The sequence below is a fragment of the Rhizobium beringeri genome, assembly GCF_004306515.1.
Taxonomy (GTDB): Bacteria; Pseudomonadota; Alphaproteobacteria; order Rhizobiales; family Rhizobiaceae; genus Rhizobium; species Rhizobium beringeri.
In genome coordinates, this window is sequence record NZ_SILG01000001.1 from 1,704,134 (window position 1) to 1,727,735 (window position 23,602).

At 61.1% G+C, this 23,602-nt stretch carries 25 protein-coding genes and 1 pseudogene; 17 read left to right on the top strand and 9 right to left on the bottom strand.

Annotated elements, in window-relative coordinates; all coding sequences use genetic code 11:
• Positions 1-105 precede the first annotated feature (105 nt).
• The 11 genes from eno to lipA all read left to right on the top strand — a co-directional run bounded on the left by eno (position 106) and on the right by lipA (position 10,272).
• Positions 106-1,380, top strand: coding sequence for a phosphopyruvate hydratase (gene eno / locus ELH03_RS08735; RefSeq protein ID WP_105005891.1), 1,275 nt, complete (start codon positions 106-108; stop codon positions 1,378-1,380).
• 137 nt (positions 1,381-1,517) lie between these two features.
• Positions 1,518-1,838, top strand: coding sequence for an FtsB family cell division protein (locus ELH03_RS08740; protein WP_128404099.1), 321 nt, complete (start codon positions 1,518-1,520; stop codon positions 1,836-1,838).
• A gap of 145 nt (positions 1,839-1,983) precedes the next feature.
• A complete protein-coding gene (pdhA, locus tag ELH03_RS08745) occupies positions 1,984-3,030 on the top strand; it encodes a pyruvate dehydrogenase (acetyl-transferring) E1 component subunit alpha (RefSeq protein WP_003559100.1) in 1,047 nt (348 codons plus the stop codon).
• Positions 3,031-3,045: 15 nt separating this feature from the next.
• Positions 3,046-4,431: a pyruvate dehydrogenase complex E1 component subunit beta gene (locus tag ELH03_RS08750; RefSeq protein ID WP_128409893.1), complete on the top strand. Its 1,386-nt coding sequence runs from the start codon at positions 3,046-3,048 to the stop codon at positions 4,429-4,431.
• A 15-nt stretch (positions 4,432-4,446) separates the two neighbouring features.
• Positions 4,447-5,808 (top strand): pyruvate dehydrogenase complex dihydrolipoamide acetyltransferase, encoded by a 1,362-nt coding sequence (locus ELH03_RS08755; RefSeq protein ID WP_130766232.1) that lies wholly within the window; start codon positions 4,447-4,449, stop codon positions 5,806-5,808.
• Positions 5,809-5,827: 19 nt separating this feature from the next.
• Positions 5,828-6,469, top strand: coding sequence for an SGNH/GDSL hydrolase family protein (locus tag ELH03_RS08760; protein ID WP_128404102.1), 642 nt, complete (start codon positions 5,828-5,830; stop codon positions 6,467-6,469).
• A gap of 2 nt (positions 6,470-6,471) precedes the next feature.
• Positions 6,472-7,053: a GNAT family N-acetyltransferase gene (locus ELH03_RS08765; RefSeq protein WP_130766233.1), complete on the top strand. Its 582-nt coding sequence runs from the start codon at positions 6,472-6,474 to the stop codon at positions 7,051-7,053.
• 16 nt (positions 7,054-7,069) lie between these two features.
• Positions 7,070-8,518, top strand: a complete 1,449-nt coding sequence (gene lpdA, locus ELH03_RS08770) for a dihydrolipoyl dehydrogenase (protein WP_130766234.1) — start codon at positions 7,070-7,072, stop codon at positions 8,516-8,518.
• Between the two features lie 115 nt (positions 8,519-8,633).
• Positions 8,634-8,888, top strand: a complete 255-nt coding sequence (locus tag ELH03_RS08775) for a GlsB/YeaQ/YmgE family stress response membrane protein (protein ID WP_003539329.1) — start codon at positions 8,634-8,636, stop codon at positions 8,886-8,888.
• Positions 8,889-8,908: 20 nt separating this feature from the next.
• Positions 8,909-9,157: a GlsB/YeaQ/YmgE family stress response membrane protein gene (locus ELH03_RS08780; RefSeq protein ID WP_012757333.1), complete on the top strand. Its 249-nt coding sequence runs from the start codon at positions 8,909-8,911 to the stop codon at positions 9,155-9,157.
• Positions 9,158-9,300: 143 nt separating this feature from the next.
• The gene (lipA, locus tag ELH03_RS08785; RefSeq protein WP_003559117.1) at positions 9,301-10,272 is read left to right on the top strand and encodes a lipoyl synthase; all 972 of its coding nucleotides are present in this window, start codon (positions 9,301-9,303) and stop codon (positions 10,270-10,272) included.
• 225 nt (positions 10,273-10,497) lie between these two features.
• On the opposite strand, the gene ELH03_RS08790 is transcribed toward lipA, so the two are convergent.
• Positions 10,498-11,160 carry a class I SAM-dependent methyltransferase gene (locus ELH03_RS08790; protein WP_003559119.1) on the bottom strand — a complete coding sequence of 221 codons (663 nt, stop codon included), beginning with the start codon at positions 11,158-11,160 and terminating at the stop codon, positions 10,498-10,500.
• A gap of 419 nt (positions 11,161-11,579) precedes the next feature.
• On the opposite strand from ELH03_RS08790, the gene ELH03_RS08795 reads away from it, so the two are divergent.
• The 3 genes and pseudogenes from ELH03_RS08795 to ELH03_RS08805 all read left to right on the top strand — a co-directional run bounded on the left by ELH03_RS08795 (position 11,580) and on the right by ELH03_RS08805 (position 13,226).
• A complete protein-coding gene (locus ELH03_RS08795; RefSeq protein ID WP_130766235.1) occupies positions 11,580-12,128 on the top strand; it encodes an AAA family ATPase in 549 nt (182 codons plus the stop codon).
• A 40-nt stretch (positions 12,129-12,168) separates the two neighbouring features.
• Positions 12,169-12,764, top strand: a pseudogene (locus ELH03_RS08800) (P-loop NTPase family protein).
• 9 nt (positions 12,765-12,773) lie between these two features.
• The gene (locus ELH03_RS08805; RefSeq protein WP_128404107.1) at positions 12,774-13,226 is read left to right on the top strand and encodes a type II toxin-antitoxin system RatA family toxin; all 453 of its coding nucleotides are present in this window, start codon (positions 12,774-12,776) and stop codon (positions 13,224-13,226) included.
• Positions 13,227-13,240: 14 nt separating this feature from the next.
• Here the strand turns inward: ELH03_RS08805 and ELH03_RS08810 are convergent, their stop codons facing one another.
• Both ELH03_RS08810 and ELH03_RS08815 read right to left on the bottom strand, forming a co-directional pair.
• Complete coding sequence (locus tag ELH03_RS08810) at positions 13,241-13,744, bottom strand: CinA family protein (RefSeq protein WP_197727732.1); 504 nt, start codon at positions 13,742-13,744, stop codon at positions 13,241-13,243.
• Positions 13,741-14,958 (bottom strand): bifunctional 2-C-methyl-D-erythritol 4-phosphate cytidylyltransferase/2-C-methyl-D-erythritol 2,4-cyclodiphosphate synthase, encoded by a 1,218-nt coding sequence (locus ELH03_RS08815; RefSeq protein ID WP_128404109.1) that lies wholly within the window; start codon positions 14,956-14,958, stop codon positions 13,741-13,743. Before ELH03_RS08815 ends, ELH03_RS08810 begins: the two co-directional genes overlap by 4 nt.
• A gap of 145 nt (positions 14,959-15,103) precedes the next feature.
• Between ELH03_RS08815 and dusB the strand changes: the two genes are divergently transcribed.
• From dusB to ntrC, 3 genes are read left to right on the top strand one after another with little or no spacing between them, the layout of a single operon-like run.
• The gene (gene dusB, locus ELH03_RS08820; protein ID WP_197727733.1) at positions 15,104-16,120 is read left to right on the top strand and encodes a tRNA dihydrouridine synthase DusB; all 1,017 of its coding nucleotides are present in this window, start codon (positions 15,104-15,106) and stop codon (positions 16,118-16,120) included.
• Complete coding sequence (locus tag ELH03_RS08825; protein ID WP_033182557.1) at positions 16,117-17,271, top strand: two-component system sensor histidine kinase NtrB; 1,155 nt, start codon at positions 16,117-16,119, stop codon at positions 17,269-17,271. The genes dusB and ELH03_RS08825 overlap by 4 nt, the downstream gene beginning before the upstream one ends.
• Positions 17,268-18,719 (top strand): nitrogen regulation protein NR(I), encoded by a 1,452-nt coding sequence (gene ntrC, locus ELH03_RS08830; RefSeq protein ID WP_017964172.1) that lies wholly within the window; start codon positions 17,268-17,270, stop codon positions 18,717-18,719. Before ELH03_RS08825 ends, ntrC begins: the two co-directional genes overlap by 4 nt.
• Here the strand turns inward: ntrC and ELH03_RS37340 are convergent.
• From ELH03_RS37340 to ELH03_RS08855, 6 genes are all read right to left on the bottom strand, one after another.
• On the bottom strand, positions 18,695-18,838 hold the full coding sequence (locus tag ELH03_RS37340; RefSeq protein ID WP_165420518.1) for a hypothetical protein: 144 nt from the start codon (positions 18,836-18,838) through the stop codon (positions 18,695-18,697). The two genes, ntrC and ELH03_RS37340, sit on opposite strands and share 25 nt — an antisense overlap.
• A 48-nt stretch (positions 18,839-18,886) precedes the next feature.
• Positions 18,887-19,675, bottom strand: coding sequence for a hypothetical protein (locus tag ELH03_RS08835; RefSeq protein ID WP_128405007.1), 789 nt, complete (start codon positions 19,673-19,675; stop codon positions 18,887-18,889).
• 233 nt (positions 19,676-19,908) lie between these two features.
• Positions 19,909-20,121 (bottom strand): hypothetical protein, encoded by a 213-nt coding sequence (locus ELH03_RS08840; RefSeq protein WP_128405008.1) that lies wholly within the window; start codon positions 20,119-20,121, stop codon positions 19,909-19,911.
• Complete coding sequence (locus ELH03_RS08845; RefSeq protein WP_128409897.1) at positions 20,118-20,927, bottom strand: DUF2092 domain-containing protein; 810 nt, start codon at positions 20,925-20,927, stop codon at positions 20,118-20,120. The genes ELH03_RS08840 and ELH03_RS08845 overlap by 4 nt, the downstream gene beginning before the upstream one ends.
• A 158-nt stretch (positions 20,928-21,085) precedes the next feature.
• Positions 21,086-22,924, bottom strand: a complete 1,839-nt coding sequence (locus tag ELH03_RS08850) for an adenylate cyclase (protein WP_128405010.1) — start codon at positions 22,922-22,924, stop codon at positions 21,086-21,088.
• A 262-nt stretch (positions 22,925-23,186) separates the two neighbouring features.
• Positions 23,187-23,576: a hypothetical protein gene (locus tag ELH03_RS08855; protein ID WP_128405011.1), complete on the bottom strand. Its 390-nt coding sequence runs from the start codon at positions 23,574-23,576 to the stop codon at positions 23,187-23,189.
• Between the last annotated feature and the right edge of the window lie 26 nt (positions 23,577-23,602).

A 23,602-nucleotide genomic window follows, 5' to 3' on the forward strand; every position in this document is an offset into this window, starting at 1 on the left:
TCCGAACGCTGGTTCGAAGGCTGGAAATTGCAGCATTGTAATTTGCACGCCTTCGACTAAGACAGGTTTCGAACCGACTTATCACCCACCGAGCAGGAAGAACCCATGACTGCAATCACCGATATCATTGCCCGCGAGATTCTCGATAGCCGTGGCAACCCCACCGTCGAAGTCGATGTCTATCTCGAAGATGGCAGCATGGGCCGCGCGGCCGTTCCCTCGGGCGCCTCGACGGGTGCGCATGAGGCGGTCGAGCTGCGCGACGGCGGCAAGCGCTACCTGGGCAAGGGTGTCGAAAAAGCGGTGGAAGCCGCCAACACCGAGATCTTCGACGCGATCGGTGGCATCGACGCCGAGAACCAGATCCAGATCGACAACATCATGATCGAGCTGGACGGCACGCCGAACAAGTCGCGCCTCGGCGCCAACGCCATCCTCGGCGTGTCGCTCGCCGTCGCCAAGGCTGCCGCCCAGGCGTCCGGCCTGCCGCTCTACCGTTATGTCGGCGGCGCTTCCGCCAGCCTGCTGCCGGTACCGATGATGAACATCATCAACGGCGGCGCCCATGCCGACAATCCGATCGATTTCCAGGAGTTCATGATCCTGCCGGTCGGCGCCGATTCGATCGCCGAAGCCGTGCGCATGGGGTCGGAAGTCTTCCATACGCTGCGCAAGGAACTTGCCGCGCAGGGCCATAACACCAATGTCGGCGACGAAGGCGGTTTCGCACCGGGTCTGAAGAGCGCTTCGGAAGCCCTCGACTTCATCGTCAAGTCGATCGAGAAAGCCGGCTACAAGCCGGGCGAGGACATCTACCTCGGCCTCGACTGCGCCTCAACCGAATTCTTCAAGGACGGCAAATACGTTCTCGAAGGTGAAGGCCGCACGCTGGAATCGGGCGCCATGGCCGAATATCTGGCCGAACTCGCCGCCAAGTATCCGATCATCTCGATCGAGGACGGCATGGCCGAAGACGACTGGGACGGCTGGAAGACGCTGACCGACCTGGCCGGCAAGAAGACCCAGCTCGTCGGCGACGATCTCTTCGTTACCAACTCCGCCCGTCTTCGCGACGGCATCCGCATGGGCGTCGCCAACTCGATCCTCGTCAAGGTCAACCAGATCGGCTCGCTGACGGAAACGCTCGATGCCGTCAACACGGCGCACAAGGCGGCTTACACCGCCGTCATGTCCCACCGCTCCGGAGAGACCGAAGATTCGACCATCGCCGATCTCGCGGTCGCCACCAACTGCGGTCAGATCAAGACCGGCTCGCTGTCGCGTTCCGACCGTCTTGCCAAGTACAACCAGCTGATCCGCATCGAAGAGGGCCTCGGCCCGCAGGCCCAGTATGCCGGCCGCTCGATCATTCGCGGCTGATCGGATCTGATTTCCAATGGTTTGACCCGCGCCTTGCCGGCGCGGGTTTTTTATTGCGCGGTTTTTAGAGTCAACGAACGGTTAATCTCTGCGCGTTAGATTGAACGAATTGGTAATGCGTTCAAGAGCATGCGTGTATGTGGACAAAGCATCATAAGAAGAGAAAGATCGGTCGCTTCGTCATTCCGGCCATGACGGTCGCCTTCCTCTCCTATTTCGGTTATCATTGCATTCATGGCGATTACGGCCTGCGCGCAACGGAGTCGTTCGAGCATCAGCGTGTTGCGCGTGAAAAAGAGCTTGCAGTCTTGAAGGCGAAGCGCGAACATCTGGAAAATCAGGTCGCGCTCCTCAGTGACGGCTCGCTCGACAAGGATATGTTGGACGAAAAAGCGCGTTATCAGCTCAATATGTCGCGCGCGGACGAGATCGTCATATTCAACCACTATTCCAATTAACCGGAAACAGGTTAATTGGAATTTTCATAGCTTTTCCAATAATTTAGCGCCGAATACGAGCCATGCAATTATGGCATTGCTGCGGTCATATTTCTTCCCTATGGTACGCGCGACCAAGAAACGACAAACCCATAGGGAGGGTTGAATGGCGCCGCGAAAGACCGCGACCGTTTCCAGCCGCAAAACTGCAGCAAAACCGGCAGCCAAAGCATCGAATGGAGGTCCTGTAGCCGACTTCGATCGCAATGAAGAGCTCAAGGCCTATCGCGAGATGCTGCTGATCCGCCGCTTCGAGGAGAAGGCCGGTCAGCTTTACGGCATGGGCTTCATCGGCGGCTTTTGTCACCTCTACATCGGTCAGGAAGCTGTCGTCGTCGGCATGCAGATGGCGCAGAAGGAAGGCGACCAGGTCATCACCGCCTATCGCGACCATGGCCACATGCTGGCAACCGGCATGGAAGCGCGCGGCGTCATGGCGGAACTGACCGGGCGTCGCAGCGGCTATTCCCACGGCAAGGGCGGCTCGATGCACATGTTCTCGAAGGAGAAGCATTTCTATGGCGGTCACGGCATCGTCGGTGCCCAGGTCTCGCTTGGAACGGGTCTTGCCTTCGCAAACCGCTACCGCGGCAACGATAATGTCTCCATCGCCTATTTCGGCGACGGCGCTGCCAACCAGGGCCAGGTCTACGAGAGCTTCAACATGGCTGCTCTCTGGAAGCTGCCGATCGTCTATATCGTCGAGAACAACCGTTACGCCATGGGTACGTCGACCGCGCGCGCCACCGCACAGTCGAACTACTCGCTTCGCGGATCCGGCTTTGGCATCCCCGGCATTCAGGTCGATGGCATGGACGTCCGCGCCGTCAAGGCTGCGGCCGACGAGGCGCTCGAACATTGCCGTTCCGGCAAGGGCCCGATCATTCTCGAAATGCTGACCTATCGTTATCGCGGTCACTCCATGTCCGACCCGGCGAAGTATCGCTCCAAGGACGAAGTGCAGAAGATGCGCTCCGAGCATGACCCGATCGAACAGGTGAAGGCACGCCTCGTCGAAAAGGGCTGGGCTTCCGAAGACGATCTGAAGGCGATCGACAAGGATGTCCGCGACATCGTCGCCGACAGCGCCGATTTCGCCCAGGCCGATCCGGAGCCGGATGCATCCGAGCTCTATACCGACATTCTGCTCTAATCGGGGAGGGAACCCATGCCTATCGATATCCTCATGCCCGCCCTCTCTCCGACCATGGAAGAAGGCACACTGTCCAAATGGCTGAAGCAGGAAGGTGACAAAGTCACCTCCGGCGACGTGATTGCCGAAATCGAAACCGACAAGGCGACGATGGAAGTCGAAGCCGTCGATGAAGGGATCATCGGCAAGCTGCTCGTCGATGCCGGCACCGAAGGCGTCAAGGTCAATACCAAGATCGCCGTGCTGCTGCAGGACGGCGAATCCGCTTCGGACATTTCCGCCGCCAAGCCGGCGGCCGCGGCAGCGCCTGCGGTTGCCCAGGAAGAGAAGCCGACCAACACCGGTTCTGCCTCCGCACCGCTTCCGGCCGAGCCGAAGGCTGTCGTTCCGAATGACCCCGAAATCCCGGCCGGCACCGAAATGGTGTCGACCACCGTGCGCGAAGCGCTCCGCGACGCCATGGCCGAAGAAATGCGCGCCGACGAAAACGTCTTCGTCATGGGCGAGGAAGTCGCCGAATACCAGGGCGCTTACAAGGTCACGCAGGGGCTGCTGCAGGAATTCGGCCCCCGCCGCGTCGTCGATACACCGATTACCGAGCATGGCTTTGCCGGCGTCGGCGTCGGTGCCGCAATGGCCGGTCTTCGGCCGATCGTCGAATTCATGACCTTCAACTTCGCCATGCAGGCGATCGACCAGATCATCAACTCCGCCGCCAAGACGCTCTATATGTCCGGCGGCCAGATGGGTGCTCCGATCGTCTTCCGCGGCCCGAATGGTGCTGCGGCTCGCGTCGGCGCCCAGCACAGCCAGGATTATGCAGCCTGGTACAGCGCAATCCCCGGCCTGAAGGTCGTCATGCCCTATACGGCATCCGACGCCAAGGGCCTGCTGAAGGCTGCGATCCGCGATCCGAACCCGGTCATCTTCCTCGAAAACGAAATTCTCTACGGCCAGCACTTCGATGTGCCGAAGCTCGACAATTTCGTTCTGCCGATCGGCAAGGCCCGCATCCATCGTCCGGGCAAGGACGTCACCGTGGTCTCCTTCGGCATCGGCATGAGCTATGCGACCAAGGCTGTCGCCGAACTCGAAAAGCTCGGCATCGACGTCGAACTGATCGACCTTCGCACCATCCGCCCGATGGACCTACCGACTGTCATCGAATCGGTGAAGAAGACCGGCCGTCTCGTCACCGTCGAGGAAGGTTATCCGCAGTCCTCCGTCGGCACCGAAATCGCCACTCGCGTCATGCAGCAGGCCTTCGATTATCTCGATGCGCCGATCCTGACGATCGCAGGCAAGGACGTTCCGATGCCTTACGCCGCCAATCTCGAAAAGCTCGCCCTTCCGAACGTCGGCGAAGTGGTCGATGCGGTGAAGGCTGTTTGCTACAAATAAGGGGAGGGTGTTTCGATGCCGATCAATATCACGATGCCCGCCCTCTCTCCGACCATGGAGGAAGGCAATCTTTCCAAATGGCTGGTCAAGGAAGGCGACAAGGTCAAGTCTGGCGATGTGATCGCCGAGATCGAGACCGACAAGGCGACGATGGAAGTCGAAGCCGTCGATGAAGGCACGGTCGCCAAGCTCGTCGTTGCCGCCGGCACCGAAGGCGTCAAGGTCAATGCGCTGATTGCGGTTCTCGCCGCCGATGGCGAGGATGTCTCTGCTGCCGCAAGCAGTGCGGGTTCCGCCGCTCCGGCACCGAAAGCTGACGGGGCAGCCGCGCCGAAGGCCGAGGCTGCAGCGGCTCCGGCCCAGTCTACTCCGGCTGCGGCGCCCGCGCCCGCTGCCGCAACCGCCTCGGCTTCATCTGATGGCAGCCGCACCTTCTCTTCGCCGCTTGCCCGCAGGTTGGCCAAGGAAGCCGGTATCGACCTTTCGGCAGTCGCAGGCTCCGGCCCGCACGGCCGCGTCGTCAAGAGCGACATCGAAGCCGCCGTTGCCGGTGGTGGCGCCAAGGCCGCAGCCCCTGCCGCTGCTGCTTCCGCTCCGCAAGCCTCCGCAGCTCCGGCTCCGGCCGCCGCGCCGAAAGGCGCGTCCGAAGAAGCCGTGCTCAAGCTCTTCGAACCGGGCTCCTACGAGCTCGTTCCGCATGACGGCATGCGCAAGACGATCGCCAGGCGCCTGGTCGAATCCAAGCAGACGATCCCGCATTTCTACGTCAGCGTCGATTGCGAGCTCGATGCATTGCTGGCGCTGCGTGCCCAGCTGAACGATGCGGCTCCGCGCAAGGACAACGCTCCGGCCTACAAGCTCTCGGTCAACGACATGGTCATCAAGGCCATGGCGCTGGCGCTGCGCGACGTTCCGGATGCCAATGTCTCCTGGACCGAGAGCAACATGGTCAAGCACAAGCACGCCGATGTCGGCGTTGCTGTCTCGATCCCCGGCGGCCTGATCACCCCGATCATCCGCAAGGCCGAGGAAAAGACCCTGTCGACGATCTCCAACGAGATGCGCGATCTCGGCAAGCGGGCCAAGGACCGCAAGCTGAAGCCTGAGGAATATCAGGGCGGCACCAGTTCGGTCTCGAACATGGGCATGATGGGCGTGAAGAACTTCGCAGCCGTCGTCAACCCGCCGCATGCGACGATCCTCGCGGTCGGCGCCGGCGAACAGCGGGTTGTCGTCAAGAAGGGCGAAATGACGATTGCCACCGTGATGTCCGTCACGCTCTCGACCGACCATCGCTGCGTCGACGGCGCGCTCGGCGCCGAGCTGCTCCAGGCCTTCAAGGGCTACATCGAGAACCCGATGGGCATGCTTGTCTGATAGCGGCACGGAGGCGGAAATGACCAAGACCGTTCTTTGCTATGGTGACTCGCTGACCTGGGGTTATGACGCCGAGACGATCGGCCGTCATGACTACAAGAATCGCTGGCCGAGCGTGCTTCAGGCAGCGCTCGGCAGTGAGGCCCGCGTCATTGCCGAAGGCCTGAACGGTCGCACCACCGCTTTCGACGACCATCTCGCCGATTGCGACCGCAACGGTGCGCGCATTCTGCCGACGATCCTGCAGACGCATGCGCCGCTCGACCTCGTCATCCTTCTGCTCGGCACCAATGACATGAAGCCGGTTGTGGCAGGCTCCGCCTTTGCCGCATGCCAGGGCATCAGCCGGCTCGTGCGGCTGATCCGCAATCATGCCTGGCCCTTCGAATTCGATGGGCCGGAGATTCTGATCGTGGCGCCGCCGGCGATCCGCGCGACGGGCAATGTGCCCTTCGCAGCATCCTTTCCCGGCGGTATCGAGGAATCGGCAAAGCTTGCAACGCTTTATCGTGATCTTGCCGACGAACTCGGTTGTGGCTTCTTCGACGGCAATTCCGTTGCCAAGACCACACCGATCGATGGCATTCACCTTGATGCGGACAATACGCGTGCGCTCGGACGCGGGCTGGAATCGATCGTGCGGATGATGCTGGGGATCTGACCATGGCCTCCTTCATCGCCCTCCGGCAGGCCTCACGGCGGGATGCCTCGGAGCTGGCGATTCTGGCGGATATCGCATCGCGCGGTTTTGCCTCCTGGCTCTGGTTTGCCGATATGGAAAACGGCGTGAGCGACACGCCGCTGGAGCGGGGGCGGCTGAAGATGAGCCAGGAGAAAGCTGTCGGCGGCTGGCGGGATGCCGTCATCGCCGAGGCCTATGGCGAGGTCGCGGGTGTGGCGATCGGCCATGCGCTGGGTGAGGGGATAGGCGATATCGAGGCGACGATTCCGGCAACCGCACCGATGCTCGCCTTGCAGAAAGCGGTTGTAGGAAGCTGGTTCATCGGCAGTCTCGGCGTCTATCGCCATCTGCGCGGCATCGGCATCGGACGCAGGCTGCTGGACGATCAGATCGAAAGGGCCGATCGGAGGCCCGTCAGCCTGATCACCGCAAGCGACAACGAAGCGGCTTTGTCGCTTTATGGAAGAAACGGATTCCTGGAGGCTGCGCGCGCCGATGCCGTGCCGCTCTTCGAAAACAGCAAGAGACACGCGTGGGTGCTCATGACCCGCAGCGCAGCGTAACAAAGGCAGGAAACACATGGCTGAATCCTACGACGTCATCATCATCGGCTCGGGTCCCGGCGGCTATGTCGCCGCCATTCGTGCCAGCCAGCTCGGCCTCAAGACCGCGATCGTCGAGCGCGAGCATATGGGCGGCATCTGCCTGAACTGGGGCTGCATCCCGACCAAGGCGCTGCTGCGCTCGGCCGAGGTGCTTGACCACGCCAATCACTTCAAGGATTACGGCCTCGTTCTCGAAGGCACGGTCAAGCCGGATGCCAAAGCCGTCGTCGGCCGCTCGCGCGCCGTCTCCGCCCGACTGAATGCCGGCGTCGGCTTCCTGATGAAGAAGAACAAGATCGACATCATCTGGGGCGAGGCGAAGATCACCAAGCCCGGCGAGATCGTCGTCGGCAAGTCGTCGAAGCCGGTCGTCGAGCCGCAGCATCCGCTGCCGAAGAACGTCAAGAGCGGCGAAGGCACCTATACCGCCAAGCACATCATCATCGCCACCGGCGCCCGCCCGCGCGCGCTGCCCGGCATCGAGCCGGACGGCAAGCTGATCTGGACCTATTTCGAGGCGCTGAAGCCGAATGTGCTGCCGAAGTCGCTGATCGTTATGGGCTCCGGCGCGATCGGCATCGAATTCGCCAGCTTCTATCGCTCGATGGGCGTCGATGTGACCGTCGTCGAAGTCATGCCGACCATCATGCCGGTCGAGGATGCCGAGATAACGGCGATCGCCCGCAAGCAGCTTGAAAAGCGCGGCCTCAAGATCTTCACCAGCGCCAAGGTCTCGAAGGTCGACAAGGCCACGAACAGCGTTACCGCCCATGTCGAGACGGCCGATGGCAAGGTGCAGCAGATCACTGCCGACCGGCTGATTTCGGCCGTCGGCGTTCAGGGCAATATCGAAAACCTCGGTCTCGAGGCACTCGGCGTCAAGACAGACCGCGGCTGCGTCGTCATCGATGGTTACGGCAAGACCAATGTCGCCGGCATCTATGCGATCGGCGATGTCGCCGGCCCGCCGATGCTGGCGCACAAGGCAGAGCATGAGGGCGTCGTCTGCGTCGAAAAGATTGCAGGCCTGCCGAATGTCCATCCGACCGACAAGGGCAAGGTCCCGGGCTGCACCTATTGCAACCCGCAGGTCGCCTCCGTCGGCATCACCGAAGCCAAAGCCAAGGAACTGGGCCGCGACATCCGCGTCGGCCGCTTCTCCTTCGCAGCGAACGGCAAGGCGATCGCGCTCGGCGAAGACCAGGGCATGGTGAAGGTGATCTTCGACAAGAAGACCGGTGAGCTGCTCGGCGCCCACATGGTCGGCGCCGAAGTCACCGAACTCATTCAGGGCTTCGTCGTCGCGATGAACCTCGAAACGACCGAGGAAGAGCTGATGCACACCATCTTCCCGCATCCGACCGTGTCCGAAACGATGAAGGAAGCGGTGCTCGATGCTTACGGCCGTGTGCTGAACGCTTGAGAATTTCCGAAGCTGCCCTTTATCCCGGGGTGGAGAATCCATCCCCTCGGGGTGGGCCATCCCCCAGGAGTGGAAAGCCACTCCGCTGGGGTGGAAAAAACGAAAGGAAATCATCATGTCTATGGAGACGCAGGCGTTGCTGGTATTTTTGCTGATCGGCCTGGTTGCAGGCTTCCTCGCAAGCCTGGTCGTCGGTGGCGGCGGGCTGATAAGATGCCTGCTGAGCGGCATCATCGGCGCCTTTGTCGGCGGTTATCTGTTCAGCGCGCTCGGCATTTCGCTGGGCATTGAAAATGCGCTGGTCGTGCAGATCATCCACGCCACCGTCGGCGCCATCATCGTGGTTCTGATCGCCAGAGCGGTCGCTTGAGGCGGAACTGAGGGCAGGGTATGGAAAGCGTCGGCTGGATTTCGGCAATCATCATCGGCGGGCTTGCGGGCTGGCTCGCCGGCAAGCTGATGGAAGCGCGATACGGGATTTTCCTGAACATCGTGCTCGGCATCGTCGGTTCGGTCGTCGCAAGCGCTGTCCTTGCGCAGTTCCATGTCGAGGTGGTCGGCGGACGGCTCGGTTACTTCGTGACGGGTTTCCTCGGCGCCTGCCTGTTGATATTCCTTGCGCGGCTGGTGCGGCGCTAATGCATGTCGCCCAAAAGTGTGCAGCGGTTTTGGGATAACGACTTGCATAAAACAAAGACTTAAAGAGCGTCGCATTAATCCGATTTGACGCGATGCTCTTTAGATGATTTGCCGCATAGGGGCGGTAGAAAGCTGAAACTGCAATGGTGACGATCCTCGATACGATCAATCCCGACGCCAAGCGCGTGCGGCATCCCGAGAAGGCGCATCGGCCTGATACGGAAGTCATGCGCAAGCCGGACTGGATTCGCGTCAAGGCGCCGACCTCCAAGGGTTATGCCGAGACGCGCGCGATCGTGAAGGAGCACAAGCTCGTCACGGTCTGCGAGGAGGCCGGCTGCCCGAATATCGGCGAGTGCTGGGACAAGAAGCACGCGACCTTCATGATCATGGGCGAGATCTGTACCCGCGCCTGCGCCTTCTGCAACGTCGCCACCGGCAAGCCGAATGCGCTCGACATGGCCGAGCCGGAGAATGTCGCCAAGGCGGTCAAGGAGATGGGCCTATCCCACGTCGTCATCACCTCGGTCGACCGTGACGACCTGGAGGACGGCGGCGCCGAACACTTCGAAAAGGTGATCTGGGCGATCCGTGCCGCTTCGCCGATGACGACGATCGAGATCCTGACGCCCGACTTCCTGAAGAAGCCGGGTGCGCTGGAACGCGTCGTTGCCGCCAAGCCCGACGTCTTCAACCATAATATGGAAACGGTGCCCGGCAACTATCTGACCGTTCGCCCCGGCGCCCGTTACTTCCATTCCGTTCGCCTGCTGCAGCGGGTGAAGGAACTGGATCCCACCATGTTCACCAAATCGGGCATCATGGTCGGTCTTGGCGAAGAGCGAAACGAAGTCCTGCAGCTGATGGACGATCTGCGCACAGCCGATGTCGACTTCCTGACGATCGGCCAGTACCTGCAGCCGACCCGCAAGCACCACAAGGTCGAAAGCTTCGTCACCCCCGACGAGTTCAAGTCTTATGAGACCGTCGCCTACAGCAAGGGCTTCCTGATGGTCGCCTCCAGCCCGCTGACACGCTCTTCTCACCATGCCGGCGACGACTTTGCCCGGCTGAGAGCAGCGCGTGAGAAGAAGCTGTTGATGGCGGCCGAGTAACATCCGGCATTTGCCTTTTGATTGAACCGCGGCGATTTTCGTCGCGGTTTTTCTTTGGGCAGTCGATGATGAACATCACCTGCGGCTTGAAATCGACGCTCATCGAACCACCGTATCCTGGTGATCGGCTGTCCCGGCAGCGGCGAGAAGCACGCTGGCGGCTCTCGCGAGCGAGCGGCCTTCGCCAAGTGTCCAGCAAATCAAAAATGCAACTGCAATGTCAGCTTAGGGCCGTCGGATCGCCCATTGCAACGCGGGATAACTGCCGATCATCTCGAACGCGCCAGCGCCGACGGCTTCGCGAACGGCGACCGCGACGCCACTATGGGCATGATCGAGAGCGTCGTGCCAATCGTCGCCGGCAATGATACCGCCCGATTTGACTTTACGCTTCAGCACTTTGAGCTCCTCGACCGTGCCATCATAAGAGTGCGAAGAATCCAGATAGACCCAGTCGAGATGGTCGTCGGGAAGCTGCTCTAGGAAAGGCACCGAATAGTCGACATGGACCGATACGTTTGCGCCTTGCGCAGACCTTTTGATACGTCGCGAGGCCACATCGTGGGCGCGGCTCGTCGATAACCGGCCATTGGCGGTATAGATGCCCCAGTCCGGATAGAAATTTCCGAAAATCAACCACCAAGGGTCGACGAAATAGGCGGACTTCGGTTTGGCCCGGTCAAGCAGAATGGTCGAGAACAATCCGGTGAACACGCCAAACTCGGCGCCGACACCACCCTTGGGGAACAAATCGCAGAGGAATTGCCTGCTCTTCAATCGGTGGTCGGACAAAAACTCAGCCCGTAGAAATTTCGAGTCTAACGGTATGCTCCCGACCGAAAGTATATCTTGTGCGTTTCTGATAAAATGCTCTGTCAGGAAGCTCATTCGTGCCGCACCTATAATTTTCGGCAATGTATATGTTGTGAATAGGGAGCGGGCAAGAGATATTATTGGATATGTTCTAGATTATTCATAATTATACTATTTCAATAAATTGAGTATCGACGGGATATAAAGAGCATTGTATGGGATTCTCGTTTTATTTCTATTGGCTCACCATGGCGAGGGAGACGCAACAGCCTTCGGTTCATATTTGATACGGCACGTTGCGTGGTCAGGTTCGAAAATTCAGCTGTGCTACAACTGACGGCCCGCCTGGGTGCATGTCCGCCTGTGGACGATTTAGCCCGGCTGAGAGCGACGCGCGAAAAGAGGCTGTTGATGGCAGCCAAGTAACATCCGGCACTTGCTTTTTGATTGAACCGCGGCGATTTTCGCCGTGGTTTTTCTTTGGGAGGCCGACGATGAACATCACCTCCGGATTGAAATCGCCGCTGATCGAAGCCAACCGTATCCTGGTGATCGGCTGCCCCGGCAGCGGCAAGAGCACGCTCGCAAAGCGGCTCGCGCGAATGCTCGACCTTGACTACATCTCCATGGACCGCGACTTCTACTGGCAACCGGGCTGGAGAAAGAGACCGCGCGACGAGATCGACCGCCGGATCGTCAAGGCGGTGGCGGAACAACGCTGGATCATGGATGGGACCGGCCTCAGCTCCTTCCGTCTTCGCCTGCCGCGCGCAGACGCCGTCATTTGGCTTCGGCTGCCCAGATATGCATGCCTGTACGGCGCGGTCTCGAGAACATTCCGTTATTTTGGGCGCAACCGTCCCGAACTGCCTGCCGGCTGCCCCGAACGCCTCTCGCTGGACGCGCTTGCCTATATCTGGAATTTCGAGCGTGATGCCGCACCTCTGATCGAGGTAGCACTTCAGGATTACGGGCTTGCAAATTCCACCGTCAACATAAGATCGCGCAAAGCAGCTAACCGGTTCGCCGCTCTTAGCGCTTGAGTCGCGCCGGCGAAACGCACGTCTGGCTCGAGGGGGTTGCATGATGGATCAGAGAGTAGACTTGCCGCCGCGTCAGCAGATCACCGATCTCGAACAGGCTGCGGAGCATATTCGCACAGCCCGCCGCATCCTCGTCATGGGTTGCTCGGGCGGCGGCAAATCCACGCTATCGCTGAAGATTGCCAAGCGCTTCGGGCTTTCCTACATTTCGCTCGATCGCGACGTATTTTGGCTTCCCGGCTGGGTGGTGCGCGACAGGGTCGAGCAGAGAAATATCATCGCCAGCCGGATTCTCGAAGAACGCTGGATCATGGACGGGACGAACCCGTCATCCCTGGACATTCGGCTGCCGTGCACCGATCTCGTCCTCTGGGTCCGCATGCCGCGGCTTCTCTGTATCTGGGGTGAATCAGCCGGTGGGCGAAATGGATCGGCCGCACTCGCCCCGAAATGGCGCCGGGCTGTATCGAGAAGGTCGATTGGGAATTCCTCCGCTTCATCTGGACCTTCGAGGAGAAGTTTGCGCCGCGGCTCGTCGCTGGCATCGCCGCACATGGCCCTGACGTGCCGGTTCTTCAGCTAAAATCCCGCCGCCAGATGCGCGAGCTTCTTGATCTTCTCGGCCGGCCCGATTAATTGCCGCCTATGCCGCAATTCGAAACGCACCGTCCCGTACCGCACACGCCCGACCAGATGTTCGACCTCGTCGCCGATGTCGAGCGCTATCCGGAATTCCTGCCGCTCTGCGAAGCGCTGGCCATCCGAAGCCGCAAGGAGCGCGACGGTAAGATCCTGCTCGTCGCCGACATGACGGTCGGCTATAAGGCGATCCGCGAGACCTTCACGACGCAGGTGCTGCTGAATCGGGCCGAGCACGTCATCGAGGTCAAATATATCGATGGCCCGTTCAAATATCTCGACAATCGCTGGCACTTCGCCGAGACGCCGTCCGGCGGCTGCACCGTCGATTTCTTCATCGACTACGAGTTCAAGAGCCGCATTCTCGGCGCGTTGATGGGCTCGATGTTCGACCGCGCCTTCCGCATGTTCACCGAAGCCTTCGAGACCAGGGCAAACAGGATCTACACGCCGGCTTGATGAACGAACCCGCGTCAGGCGGCAAGGAGCGAGCGCACCATCTCCAGCGCCGTCCTAATCGTCGCCAGCCGAACCTCGCTGCGGCCGATATCGCCATAGAGCATTTTCCGATGGATGAGCGCGCCGGCGCGCGATTTGGCGGCGAGATGCACGAGGCCGACCGGCTTTTCCGCCGATCCGCCGCCGGGGCCGGCAATGCCGGTGACGGCAACGGCGATCTCGGCGCGAGAGCGGAAGAGGGCGCCATGCACCATCTGCCGCGCCGTTTCCTCGGAGACCGCCCCGAGGCGCAGCAGCGTTTCCGCCTGCACGCCGAGCATCTCGATCTTCGCGGTATTCGTATAGGTGACGAAGCCGCGATCGACGACGGCGGAGGAGCCCGATATGTCCGTCAGCGCCCCGGCGATCAGCCCGCCGGTGCAGGATTCGGCGGTCGAGACCATCAGCCCGGCAGCCGTGAAGTCGCGGATGATCGCTTCCGCCATCGAAATTATATCCTGAGGAAAAAGGCTCATCATTTCCTTCCGCGATAGACAACGGTGGCAGTCGCGATCGCCGCGATGCCTTCGCGCCGGCCGACGAAGCCGATCGTCTCATTGGTCGTTGCCTTGACCGAGCAGCGCTCGATATCGATGCCGAGATAGTCCGATAGTTTTGTCCGCATGGCTTGGCGATGCGGGCCGACCTTCGGCGCCTCGGCGATCAGCGAGACGTCGGCATTCATGATCGTGCCGCCGCGCTCGCGCACGATCCGGGCGGCATGCTCGATGAAGATCCGCGAAGGCGCGCCCTTCCATTGCGGATCGGACGGCGGGAAATGATCGCCGATATCGCCGGCGCCGCAGGTGGCGAGCAACGCGTCCGTCAGCGCATGCAGCGCGACGTCGGCATCCGAGTGACCTTTCAGCTTCTGATCATGCGGAATGAACACGCCGCAAAGTGTCACGCCATCGCCGGCTACGAGCTGGTGCACGTCGTAGCCGTTGCCGGTGCGCACGTCCGGAAGCAGCGAAGTCGACAGCTTGTCGTCGGCCATGGCGATATCGTTCTTGACCGTCAGTTTGACGTTGTCGGCGGTGCCCTCCACGATCGTCACCGGAATGCCCAGCCATTCGGCGATCGAGGCATCGTCGGTGAAGTCCCTTCGTCCGCTCGCCGCCGCCTTCTCATGCGCCTCGAGGATCGTTTCGAAGGCGAAGGATTGCGGCGTCTGCGCCGCGTAGAGATGCTCGCGTGAAACCGTCGTCAGCACGGTGCCGGCGCTGTCGGCGCGTTTCAGGGTATCGGTGACCGGGATCGCCGGCAGGACCGCCTGTGCGCCGGCGTCAAGGCTCTCGGCAATGCGGTCCAGAAGCACATGATCGAAGAACGGCCGCACGGCATCGTGGATCAGAACGTGGCTGATTTGCTTGTCCTTGAGGTATCTGAGGCCGGCAAGCACGGATTGCTGCCGGGTGGCGCCGCCATGTACCGTTTCGATCGGCGTTGCCGAGATGATGTGGCGGAAGGCTCTTGCAAACAGCGCCTCGTCATCGGGATGAATGACGACGACGATCTGGGTTGCCGCTTCCCATGTCATGAAGTTTTCAAGCGTATGCACGATAACAGGCTTGCCGCCGATCATGCGATACTGCTTGGGGCCTTCCGTGGAAGATCCCGCGCGCTCGCCACGGCCGGCGGCCACGATGACAATTCCAGCCGATATCGGTTGCTTTGAAGGCATTTGCAGCATAAATCCCCTAAAATATGCGGAATTGACCCGAGTGCTCTAACGTCTTGCTTTGGCCTTTTCCAGCATCTGCCCGAAAAATATCAATTCCCATCGCAGCCCCCTTGGCAAGCTAGGGAATAATGGCTAAAAATAATGCAGTTCTATTGTGTGCCCGAAAGATAATCATTTGATTTCCAAGGACCTCGCAGCGCCTTTCCGAATCGGACCCGTGTCCGTGCGGAACCGCGTTGTGCTGGCGCCGATGTCCGGCGTCACGGATATGCCCTTCCGCGAGCTTGCGTGGCGCTTCGGCGCCGGCCTCGTCGTCACCGAAATGGTGGCGAGCCGGGAGCTGGTCAATGACACGGCCGAATCCTGGTCGCGGCTGCGGGCTGCTGGCTTCCGGCCGCATATGGTGCAGCTTGCCGGGCGCGAGGCGCATTGGATGGCGGAGGCCGCCAAGATCGCCGCCGATCACGGCGCCGATATCATCGACATCAACATGGGCTGTCCGGCAAAGAAGGTGATTGGCGGTTATTCCGGCTCGGCGCTGATGCGCGATCCCGATCATGCGCTCGGTCTCATCGAGGCGACGGTCAAGGCGGTCGACATTCCGGTGACGTTGAAGATGCGCCTCGGCTGGGACGAGAATTCCATCAATGCGCCTGACATTGCGCGCCGCGCCGAGGCCGCCGGCATCCAGCTTGTGACCATTCATGGGCGCACCCGCATGCAATTCTATGAAGGCCGGGCCGATTGGGACGCGATACGCGCCGTCCGCGAGGTGATCTCCATTCCGCTGATCGCCAATGGCGATGTCGAAACCGCAGGCGATGCGCAGGAAATTTTGCGCCGCTCCGGCGCCGATGCCGTGATGATCGGCAGGGGCTGCCAGGGCAGGCCGTGGCATGCCGGCACCATATCAGGTGCGCCCGCACCGCAATCCCTGAAGATCGCCGAGATCGCCGTAGAGCATTACCGGATGATGCTGGATTTCTACGGCGAAGCGGTGGCGATCCGCCACGCCCGCAAGCACCTTGGCTGGTATCTCCAGCGTTTCGCGCCTGATCTGTCAGGCGCTGAAAAGGCGGAGATCATGACCTCGCGCGACCCGCGCGAGGTGGCCGCGCGCCTTTACGATGCGCTTGCGGCAAGTATTGTCGACAGCCGGGAGGCGGCATGACGAAGGATATGACATCTCCGTCCGATCACGCCGGCGGAACCGTCGCCATGGCCGTGCTGAACGCTATCCAGAACCCCGTCGTCATGGTCGACGAATCCGGCTTCGTCGTTTTCGCCAATTGGGAAGCGGAGGCCTTCTTCGGCGCCAGCGCCTCGCATCTGGCGCGTTACCGGATTTCGACCTTCATTCCCTTCGGCAGCCCGCTGCTTGCCCTGATCGATCAGGTGCGGGAGCGAAAGGCGCCGGTCAACGAATATCGCGTCGACCTGAGTTCGCCCCGCCTTGGCCAGGACAAGCTCGTCGATCTCTATGTCGCCCCGGTGCTCAGTGAACCCGGCGCCGTTGTCATCGTCTTCCAGGAACGCTCGATGGCCGACAAGATCGACCGGCAGCTGACGCATCGCGCCGCCGCCCGCTCGGTGACCGGCCTTGCCTCGATGCTGGCGCATGAGATCAAGAACCCGCTCTCCGGTATACGCGGCGCGGCGCAGTTGCTCGAACAGTCTGCGGTCGACGACGATCGGGCGCTGACCCGGCTGATCTGCGACGAAACCGACCGCATCGTCTCGCTGGTCGATCGGATGGAAGTCTTTTCCGACGAACGGCCTGTCGACCGCATGCCGGTCAACATTCATTCCGTGCTCGATCATGTGAAGGCCGTCGCCAAGGCGGGTTTTGCCCGCAACATCCGCGTCACCGAGAGTTACGACCCGTCGCTGCCGGCCGTCTATGCCAATCGCGACCAGCTCGTCCAGGTCTTCCTCAATCTGGTGAAAAACGCCGCCGAAGCGGTCGGCGATCGGCCGGACGGCGAAATCATGCTGACGACGGCCTATCGCCCCGGCATCCGTCTTTCGGTTGCCGGCACGCGCGAAAAGATCTCGCTGCCGCTGGAATTCTGCGTCCACGATAACGGCCCCGGCGTCCCACTCGATCTGGTGCCGCATCTCTTCGATCCCTTCATCACCACCAAGCCGAACGGCAGCGGCCTCGGACTGGCGCTGGTCGCCAAGATCATCGGCGATCACGGCGGCATCATCGAATGCGACAGCCAGAACAGCCGCACGACATTCCGCGTTCTCATGCCGGCGTCGAAGGACGCCTCGCTCGAGGACGCCTCTATAGCAAGCTCGACAGGACCTTCTCGATGACAGCCACGATCCTCGTTGCAGATGATGATGCGGCCATCCGGACCGTGCTCAACCAGGCCTTGAGCCGCGCCGGCTATGACGTTCGCATCACCTCCAACGCCGCTACCCTCTGGCGCTGGATTTCGGCAGGCGAGGGCGATCTGGTCGTCACCGATGTGGTGATGCCCGACGAGAACGCTTTCGATCTGCTGCCGCGCATCAAGAAGGCGCGGCCCGACCTGCCCGTCCTCGTCATGAGCGCCCAGAACACCTTCATGACCGCCATCAAGGCCTCGGAGAAGGGCGCTTACGACTATCTCCCGAAGCCCTTCGATCTCACCGAACTGATCGGCATCATCGGCCGGGCGCTCGCCGAGCCGAAGCGCAAGCCCGCCAAGCTTGAAGACGACATGCAGGACGGCATGCCTCTCGTCGGCCGGTCGGCGGCGATGCAGGAAATCTACCGCGTGCTCGCCCGCCTGATGCAGACTGACCTGACGCTGATGATCACCGGCGAATCCGGCACCGGCAAGGAACTCGTCGCCCGCGCGCTGCACGACTACGGCAAGCGCCGCAACGGCCCGTTCGTCGCAATCAACATGGCGGCGATCCCGCGCGACCTGATCGAATCCGAACTCTTCGGCCACGAGAAGGGCGCCTTCACCGGCGCGCAGACCCGCTCGACCGGCCGCTTCGAGCAGGCCGAAGGCGGCACGCTCTTCCTCGACGAGATCGGCGACATGCCGATGGACGCCCAGACACGGCTACTGCGCGTCCTGCAGCAGGGCGAATATACCACCGTCGGCGGCCGCACGCCGATCCGCACCGATGTGCGCATCGTCGCCGCCACCAACAAGGACCTGAAGCAGGCGATCAACCAGGGCCTCTTCCGCGAGGATCTCTATTACCGCCTCAACGTCGTGCCGCTGCGCCTGCCGCCGCTGCGCGACCGCGCCGAGGACATTCCCGACCTGGTGCGCCATTTCATCCAGCAGGCGGAAAAGGAAGGTCTTGGCTCCAAGCGCTTCGATCAGGAAGCCCTGGAACTGATGAAGGCCTATGCCTGGCCGGGCAACGTCCGCGAGCTGGAAAACCTCATCCGCCGTCTGATGGCGCTCTATCCGCAGGATGTCATCACCCGCGAGATCATCGATGCGGAACTGCGCTCCGACGTGCCCGACAGCCCGATCGACAAGGGGCCGATCCGCAGCGGCTCGATGACGATCGCGCAAGCCGTCGAAGAGAATATGCGCAGCTACTTCGCAGGCTTCGGGGACAATCTGCCGCCGCCCGGCCTCTATGATCGTGTGCTGACGGAAATGGAATATCCGCTGATCCTCGCCGCACTGACGGCGACGCGCGGCAACCAGATCAAAGCCGCCGATCTTCTCGGTCTGAACCGCAACACCTTGCGCAAGAAGATCAGGGAACTTGGCGTCTCGGTCTACAGGAGTTCCCGCACCGCCTGAGCGTATTCGGGCTTGCACGATGCTGCGGTGAGCACGGGGAAGATCGCCCTGCGATCCTCATCCATCAGCGTTCCATGCACCGCGACAAGCGGTATCCGCCGAAAAGCCATGAGCTTCATTGACGTCTCCACCGTACCAAACTCGATCTGCTGTCCCAGACGGCGTTCTCAGAAGTGGATGACGACGCCGAGGATCGGACCCTGCTGGACGACGTCGAAGACAAAGCCGTCGTTGTCGTAATCGACGCCGAGTGCGCGGTATCCCGCAACGGCCGAGATCGTGTCGGTGAACTTGTAGCCGAGCGCGAGCGCCACATCCCAGTCGAGATCCGCGCCGCCGGCGCCGACGAGACCCCATCCAGTCAGATAGATCTCCGGCGTGAAGAAGTAGTTGCCTCGGACGCCCACTAGACCGTCGACCCAGGTCGCGCTGTCATCTTGCTCGACGCCACCGAGGATCCCGCCATTGAAGGAGATGTTGGTGTCGACCGACCACACCCGGATGCCGCCGACGACATCGAGGTGTCCCGACTGGTCCTCCAGCACCGAGTAGCCGACCCCGAGAAGTCCGGCGAAGGTCTTCGAGGTGACGTCGACGCTGTCGGCGAGAATGCCAAGCGGCGTATTCGCGTCTGCGCCAAGCTTGGTGTAAATGATGTCGCCGAAGATGCTGAAGCGGTCGTATCGCGCTTCAGCCGCGGCCATGAAGGCGAAATCGAGGTTCTGCAGGATGTCGTCGAAATCGGAGTCGATATGAACCTCCGGCAATCCGAACTGTGCAATGTCTCCGGAAATCCCTGCCATCCAGAAATACGGCGCGACGGTGAAGGTCCAACCGCTCGGGCTCTCGACTACTTTTGCATCGGGTGTTAGCGGCGTCGGATCGGCTGCCCAGCCGGGCGAGGTGGCCACGAGACCCGCGCAAAGGACCGCAGCGCGTAGAAGAAAAGCCGTCATGAAAGTCCCCCTGCTTTGTCGGTCTCCATCGTGGTCGCCGACGAATCGAGACATATCATCGATCTCCGTTCAACTTTGGCGCAACACCCGCCTGCGGATAAGTATGTTACAGTAGCATCTGTCCGTCTGTGGCATTGCCCGCGCTTGTCCTGCCGACGTCAGGTCTGCAGTTCGGGGTTCGCCGATTTCCCTCATGCTGGGCGGTTGTCGAATGCGTTCGCCGGGCCTATTTTCTAGCAATTATAGACGCCGACGGCGCAACGCCGGACCGAGCGGCGCGCAACTCCAGCGACACTCACCGGCGTCATCGGCCGGCCGACCCTGGCCTCCGCTGGCGTGAAAACGCCGTTCAATCCCGGGATCGAAAGCCCGTTTCCAAGTTCGAGGCCGGACACGCCGATCGCCGCAGCGAGCAGCAGAAGTTTCAGTTTTCTCACGACGGTCATTTGGTGCCTCCCATGGCAAAGTGATCAGGAAGCTCGTCGATATCGGCAAGCTTCGTCAGGTCGACTTTCTTGGCGTTCGTAGTGTTTTTGAAACCGAAATCGTTGGCAACGACATCGGTGCCTGTCTTCCAGTCACTGATCTGGATGCTGTATTGTGGGCCTTGATCCACCTGACTTGCGGTGATGACATATCGACAGGGATACGGATGTTCGCCCTGAGCGATCCATATCTGCCAGTCGACTTCCTTGGTGCGGAATGCAAGGTGGTCGCATTCGACGCCGCCGATCACCCCGCTGCCGAGGTCCTTGACGTCGACCACGTCCCGCATCAGCTCGTCATAGGCATCCGGGAGCAGAAGATCGGCACCCGGAACGGGTCTGTGGAGCTTGTCCCGCAATTCGTCGATCAGGTGATCTACGGTGCCTGGAACTTCTACCTGGGCATAGAGGTTGGCATTCTTGCCGAGCAGCGAGAGCGTCTTGCCGTCGAATGTGACCTCAACGTTGGCGAACCCGCCAAACCGGGTAACCCGGAGTTTATCCGGCCGGCCCATTTCGATCTTGCCGGAACTTGCCAGCAGAAGCTTCTGATGGTCGACGGTGACGACCTCCAGGTTGGTGTCATACGAAAAGGAGATCGCCTTTTCTGCGGCGAGGTAGTCGGACATGGTTTTCACGAGCTTCTTGGCGTCTGCGTCGGCCGCGCTTGCAGCCGATCCGGATCCCAAGGTGATCATCAAGCCGAGTGCCGCGGAAGACACCGCCGCCACGGCAGGGTGCAAGGCTCGCTGGGGTGCTTTGGTCATCGACGAATCCCTTCTAGATGGTTTGGTCGGACGACTGAGGTCGCTCCCTGGGTATCGAGTATGAAAGAACGATTATCAGCGACCACAGCCTACACGGAGACGACGGCGTGCGCGTGTAACATCGGGTATGTTCTGTGCCAGTTGTCCTGACAGTAGCGCTACCGCGGCTGAAGGGCCTTGGAGCCGTCGATCGGCAGCGACATCGTCGCCTGCACCTCGTCCAGCGCAGGAAGCCCGGCCGTTCGCAGATCGGCAATCATCCGCGCCCGGTCCTGTGGCTGGAAATTGCGCACCTTGAGTTCGGCCACGATGTTCGCAATGAAGTCGGGTCTCATTTCGTTGAACCGCGCGGCCTCGCTGCGGGCGTCCTCGATCATTCCGGCGTCGACGTAGATGACGGCAGCCACCGCATGGAATAGCGGGAACTTCTGCAGGTCCGCCTGCCTGATCTCGATGACCGCGGTCTTGTCGTCGTGCAGCATGTAGGCTGCGAGTGCGCGCGTTCCGCGATAGTAGCCGCCGCCGGCAGGGTTGAGAGCAATGGCACGATCCAGCAGCGCTGCCCCGCGCTGCCACTCCCCGCTCATCGCCAGCCGGGTACCAAATTCTGCCAGCAATTCGGTGTCGTTCGGATTGGTCGCCAGTGCCCGTTCGCCGATCTGAAGTGCCTCCGAAACCCGCTGGCTGAAAAACAACGCTGTCATCAACGCCTGAAGGGCGCGGGTGTTGCTGGGATCCAGTTGAACGGCACGGCGGGCGGCTTGAAAGCTGCGATCTATCGGCGTGGACGAAATGGGCTTTCGGTTGAACCTGAAACGATCCTCGTCGAGGTAGAGGATGGACAACATCGCCCAGGCGGTCGCAAAGGATGGATAGCGGGCGACAGCACTTTCGAGGCAATTACGAACCTCTCCGTGCCGCTCGATGCTCAACTCGGCACGATAAGCATAAAAGCTCAGCGTGCAGCTGTAGCTGCCAAGATCGTCAGGCGGCGGATTGGAGACATCGGCCTGGGCCATGATGCCATAGGGCTGTGCCACGGCGGTCGCAACCTTGTTTGCGACGTCCGACTGGATGGTGAACAGGTCGCGGACGCCGATGTCATCGTCGTAGGTCTGCGACCAGAGGATCTCATCGGTCTGCGTGTCGAGCAGACGTGCCGTCACACGGACTCGGCTTCCGGAGACGCGAACACCGCCTGCCAGCAGGAAGCGTGCGCCAAGTTCCCCGCGAATCCGCGATGTCTCCACCTCTGGCGGCAACGATCTGGATGTCTCGCGACCGAAGACCTTGATCTCCTTGAAGCGGGGAAGGGCAGTGAGAAGTTCCTCGGTCAGGCCCGTCGTATAGAGTTCCGCCTGAGGACCATCGCCGAGATTAGCAAATGGAGCGATCACCAATGTCGGCCCATCAGATGCCGTTATGTCGGCAGTCGCGAAGGGCCAGATCGAGCCAAATCGAATGGAGGTCAAGCCAGCCAGGGCTGCAGCGCCGCCCACGATCACAATCAATCCAAGGGCCACTGCCCACAGATGCCGTCTTAAGCCGGGAAAAAGGGAACCGGCGCGCTCCGACGGCAGACTTTGATCTTCAGCATCGGAATTGTCAGCACTCGGATTGTTCCAGGCAAAGGTCGGCACGTAACCGCCTTTCGGAATGTCTATTCGGATCGGATCGTGTTGACCTGCTGTAAAATAATAGCGCTCGAGCACCCGCCTGAGCCTTCCGGCCTCGATCCGCACAACCGGATCATCCTGCGTGAAGCCGTTGGAGCGCTTGAAGACCTCGACGGCGATAGAGTAACCCTTGATCCGGTCTGCGCGGCCTGCAAGCGTCTCCTCCACGGCATAGGTAAGAAATGCAGCACTCCGACCGATATGCGGAAATTGCGGGCTGGTAATGATTCGATTAAGCTGGGCCCGAACATCATCGTGGGTCGGGGGTGGGCGCGTCGAATCCGGCGCGATATCACGCCGTGATGGCAATGTATCCTGCACGACTTGCTCCTCACCCGCTCTTGAGGGACGCGACTACCGGAGATTTTATTAACGATCTCTTTTGTAACCTACCGCAGAAACCGATCCTCGTCCATCAAAGGCACTACATCGAGCCCGTTCGACAACTTCGCAGATCGAGGGAAGGGGACTCCAGGCGCGTGAACCGCAGAAGCGGACATCGCGTCTTCACCGCCCCGTAGCAGCCCGCGCCCGAAGCGGCCAAAGCCGTAAATGACCACCCAAGGAGCCACGACGACTCGGTCTAACGCGCCCGCCAGACAGCGAGCAAGCACCACAGGGAAGTCGCCGCGTGATAGAGGATCGCGGGCCACAATAGGATACCGATCATCTCCAGAACGAGGGCGGAATAGGTCAAGACGGCCGTGGTCAGGAAATTGTAGAGCGCCACTCCGACGAGGAGCCCCAGGGTGCCTCGCCTGTCTTCGGCGTCACGCCCACCCCAGCTTGCTGTGGCAAGAGCGAGCAGCGCCGCACCGCAGATCCGCGCGATCAGTGGTGTCTCCGAAGCGACCTGCCTTGTCTCAAACAGCAGAAGGAAGAGCATCGACGGCGCCACGACAAGCCCCAGCCCCGTCGCACCTTCTGCGATCGCGAACAGGGTCAGAAGCATGCGTCGGTGAGCTGTGTTCATGGCGCAGAATCCCCGGGCCTAGGTCA

What these genes read in the sequence shown, in the direction of transcription:
- eno (WP_105005891.1), top strand. Translation starts at nt 106, where the DNA reads ATGACTGCAATCACCGATATCATTGCCCGCGAGATTCTCGATAGCCGT.
- ELH03_RS08740 (WP_128404099.1), top strand. Translation starts at nt 1,518, where the DNA reads ATGTGGACAAAGCATCATAAGAAGAGAAAGATCGGTCGCTTCGTCATT.
- pdhA (WP_003559100.1), top strand. Translation starts at nt 1,984, where the DNA reads ATGGCGCCGCGAAAGACCGCGACCGTTTCCAGCCGCAAAACTGCAGCA.
- ELH03_RS08750 (WP_128409893.1), top strand. Translation starts at nt 3,046, where the DNA reads ATGCCTATCGATATCCTCATGCCCGCCCTCTCTCCGACCATGGAAGAA.
- ELH03_RS08755 (WP_130766232.1), top strand. Translation starts at nt 4,447, where the DNA reads ATGCCGATCAATATCACGATGCCCGCCCTCTCTCCGACCATGGAGGAA.
- ELH03_RS08760 (WP_128404102.1), top strand. Translation starts at nt 5,828, where the DNA reads ATGACCAAGACCGTTCTTTGCTATGGTGACTCGCTGACCTGGGGTTAT.
- ELH03_RS08765 (WP_130766233.1), top strand. Translation starts at nt 6,472, where the DNA reads ATGGCCTCCTTCATCGCCCTCCGGCAGGCCTCACGGCGGGATGCCTCG.
- lpdA (WP_130766234.1), top strand. Translation starts at nt 7,070, where the DNA reads ATGGCTGAATCCTACGACGTCATCATCATCGGCTCGGGTCCCGGCGGC.
- ELH03_RS08775 (WP_003539329.1), top strand. Translation starts at nt 8,634, where the DNA reads ATGTCTATGGAGACGCAGGCGTTGCTGGTATTTTTGCTGATCGGCCTG.
- ELH03_RS08780 (WP_012757333.1), top strand. Translation starts at nt 8,909, where the DNA reads ATGGAAAGCGTCGGCTGGATTTCGGCAATCATCATCGGCGGGCTTGCG.
- lipA (WP_003559117.1), top strand. Translation starts at nt 9,301, where the DNA reads ATGGTGACGATCCTCGATACGATCAATCCCGACGCCAAGCGCGTGCGG.
- ELH03_RS08790 (WP_003559119.1), bottom strand. Translation starts at nt 11,160, where the DNA reads ATGAGCTTCCTGACAGAGCATTTTATCAGAAACGCACAAGATATACTT.
- ELH03_RS08795 (WP_130766235.1), top strand. Translation starts at nt 11,580, where the DNA reads ATGAACATCACCTCCGGATTGAAATCGCCGCTGATCGAAGCCAACCGT.
- ELH03_RS08805 (WP_128404107.1), top strand. Translation starts at nt 12,774, where the DNA reads ATGCCGCAATTCGAAACGCACCGTCCCGTACCGCACACGCCCGACCAG.
- ELH03_RS08810 (WP_197727732.1), bottom strand. Translation starts at nt 13,744, where the DNA reads ATGATGAGCCTTTTTCCTCAGGATATAATTTCGATGGCGGAAGCGATC.
- ELH03_RS08815 (WP_128404109.1), bottom strand. Translation starts at nt 14,958, where the DNA reads ATGCTGCAAATGCCTTCAAAGCAACCGATATCGGCTGGAATTGTCATC.
- ELH03_RS08825 (WP_033182557.1), top strand. Translation starts at nt 16,117, where the DNA reads ATGACGAAGGATATGACATCTCCGTCCGATCACGCCGGCGGAACCGTC.
- ntrC (WP_017964172.1), top strand. Translation starts at nt 17,268, where the DNA reads ATGACAGCCACGATCCTCGTTGCAGATGATGATGCGGCCATCCGGACC.
- ELH03_RS37340 (WP_165420518.1), bottom strand. Translation starts at nt 18,838, where the DNA reads ATGAAGCTCATGGCTTTTCGGCGGATACCGCTTGTCGCGGTGCATGGA.
- ELH03_RS08835 (WP_128405007.1), bottom strand. Translation starts at nt 19,675, where the DNA reads ATGACGGCTTTTCTTCTACGCGCTGCGGTCCTTTGCGCGGGTCTCGTG.
- ELH03_RS08840 (WP_128405008.1), bottom strand. Translation starts at nt 20,121, where the DNA reads ATGACCGTCGTGAGAAAACTGAAACTTCTGCTGCTCGCTGCGGCGATC.
- ELH03_RS08845 (WP_128409897.1), bottom strand. Translation starts at nt 20,927, where the DNA reads ATGACCAAAGCACCCCAGCGAGCCTTGCACCCTGCCGTGGCGGCGGTG.
- ELH03_RS08855 (WP_128405011.1), bottom strand. Translation starts at nt 23,576, where the DNA reads ATGAACACAGCTCACCGACGCATGCTTCTGACCCTGTTCGCGATCGCA.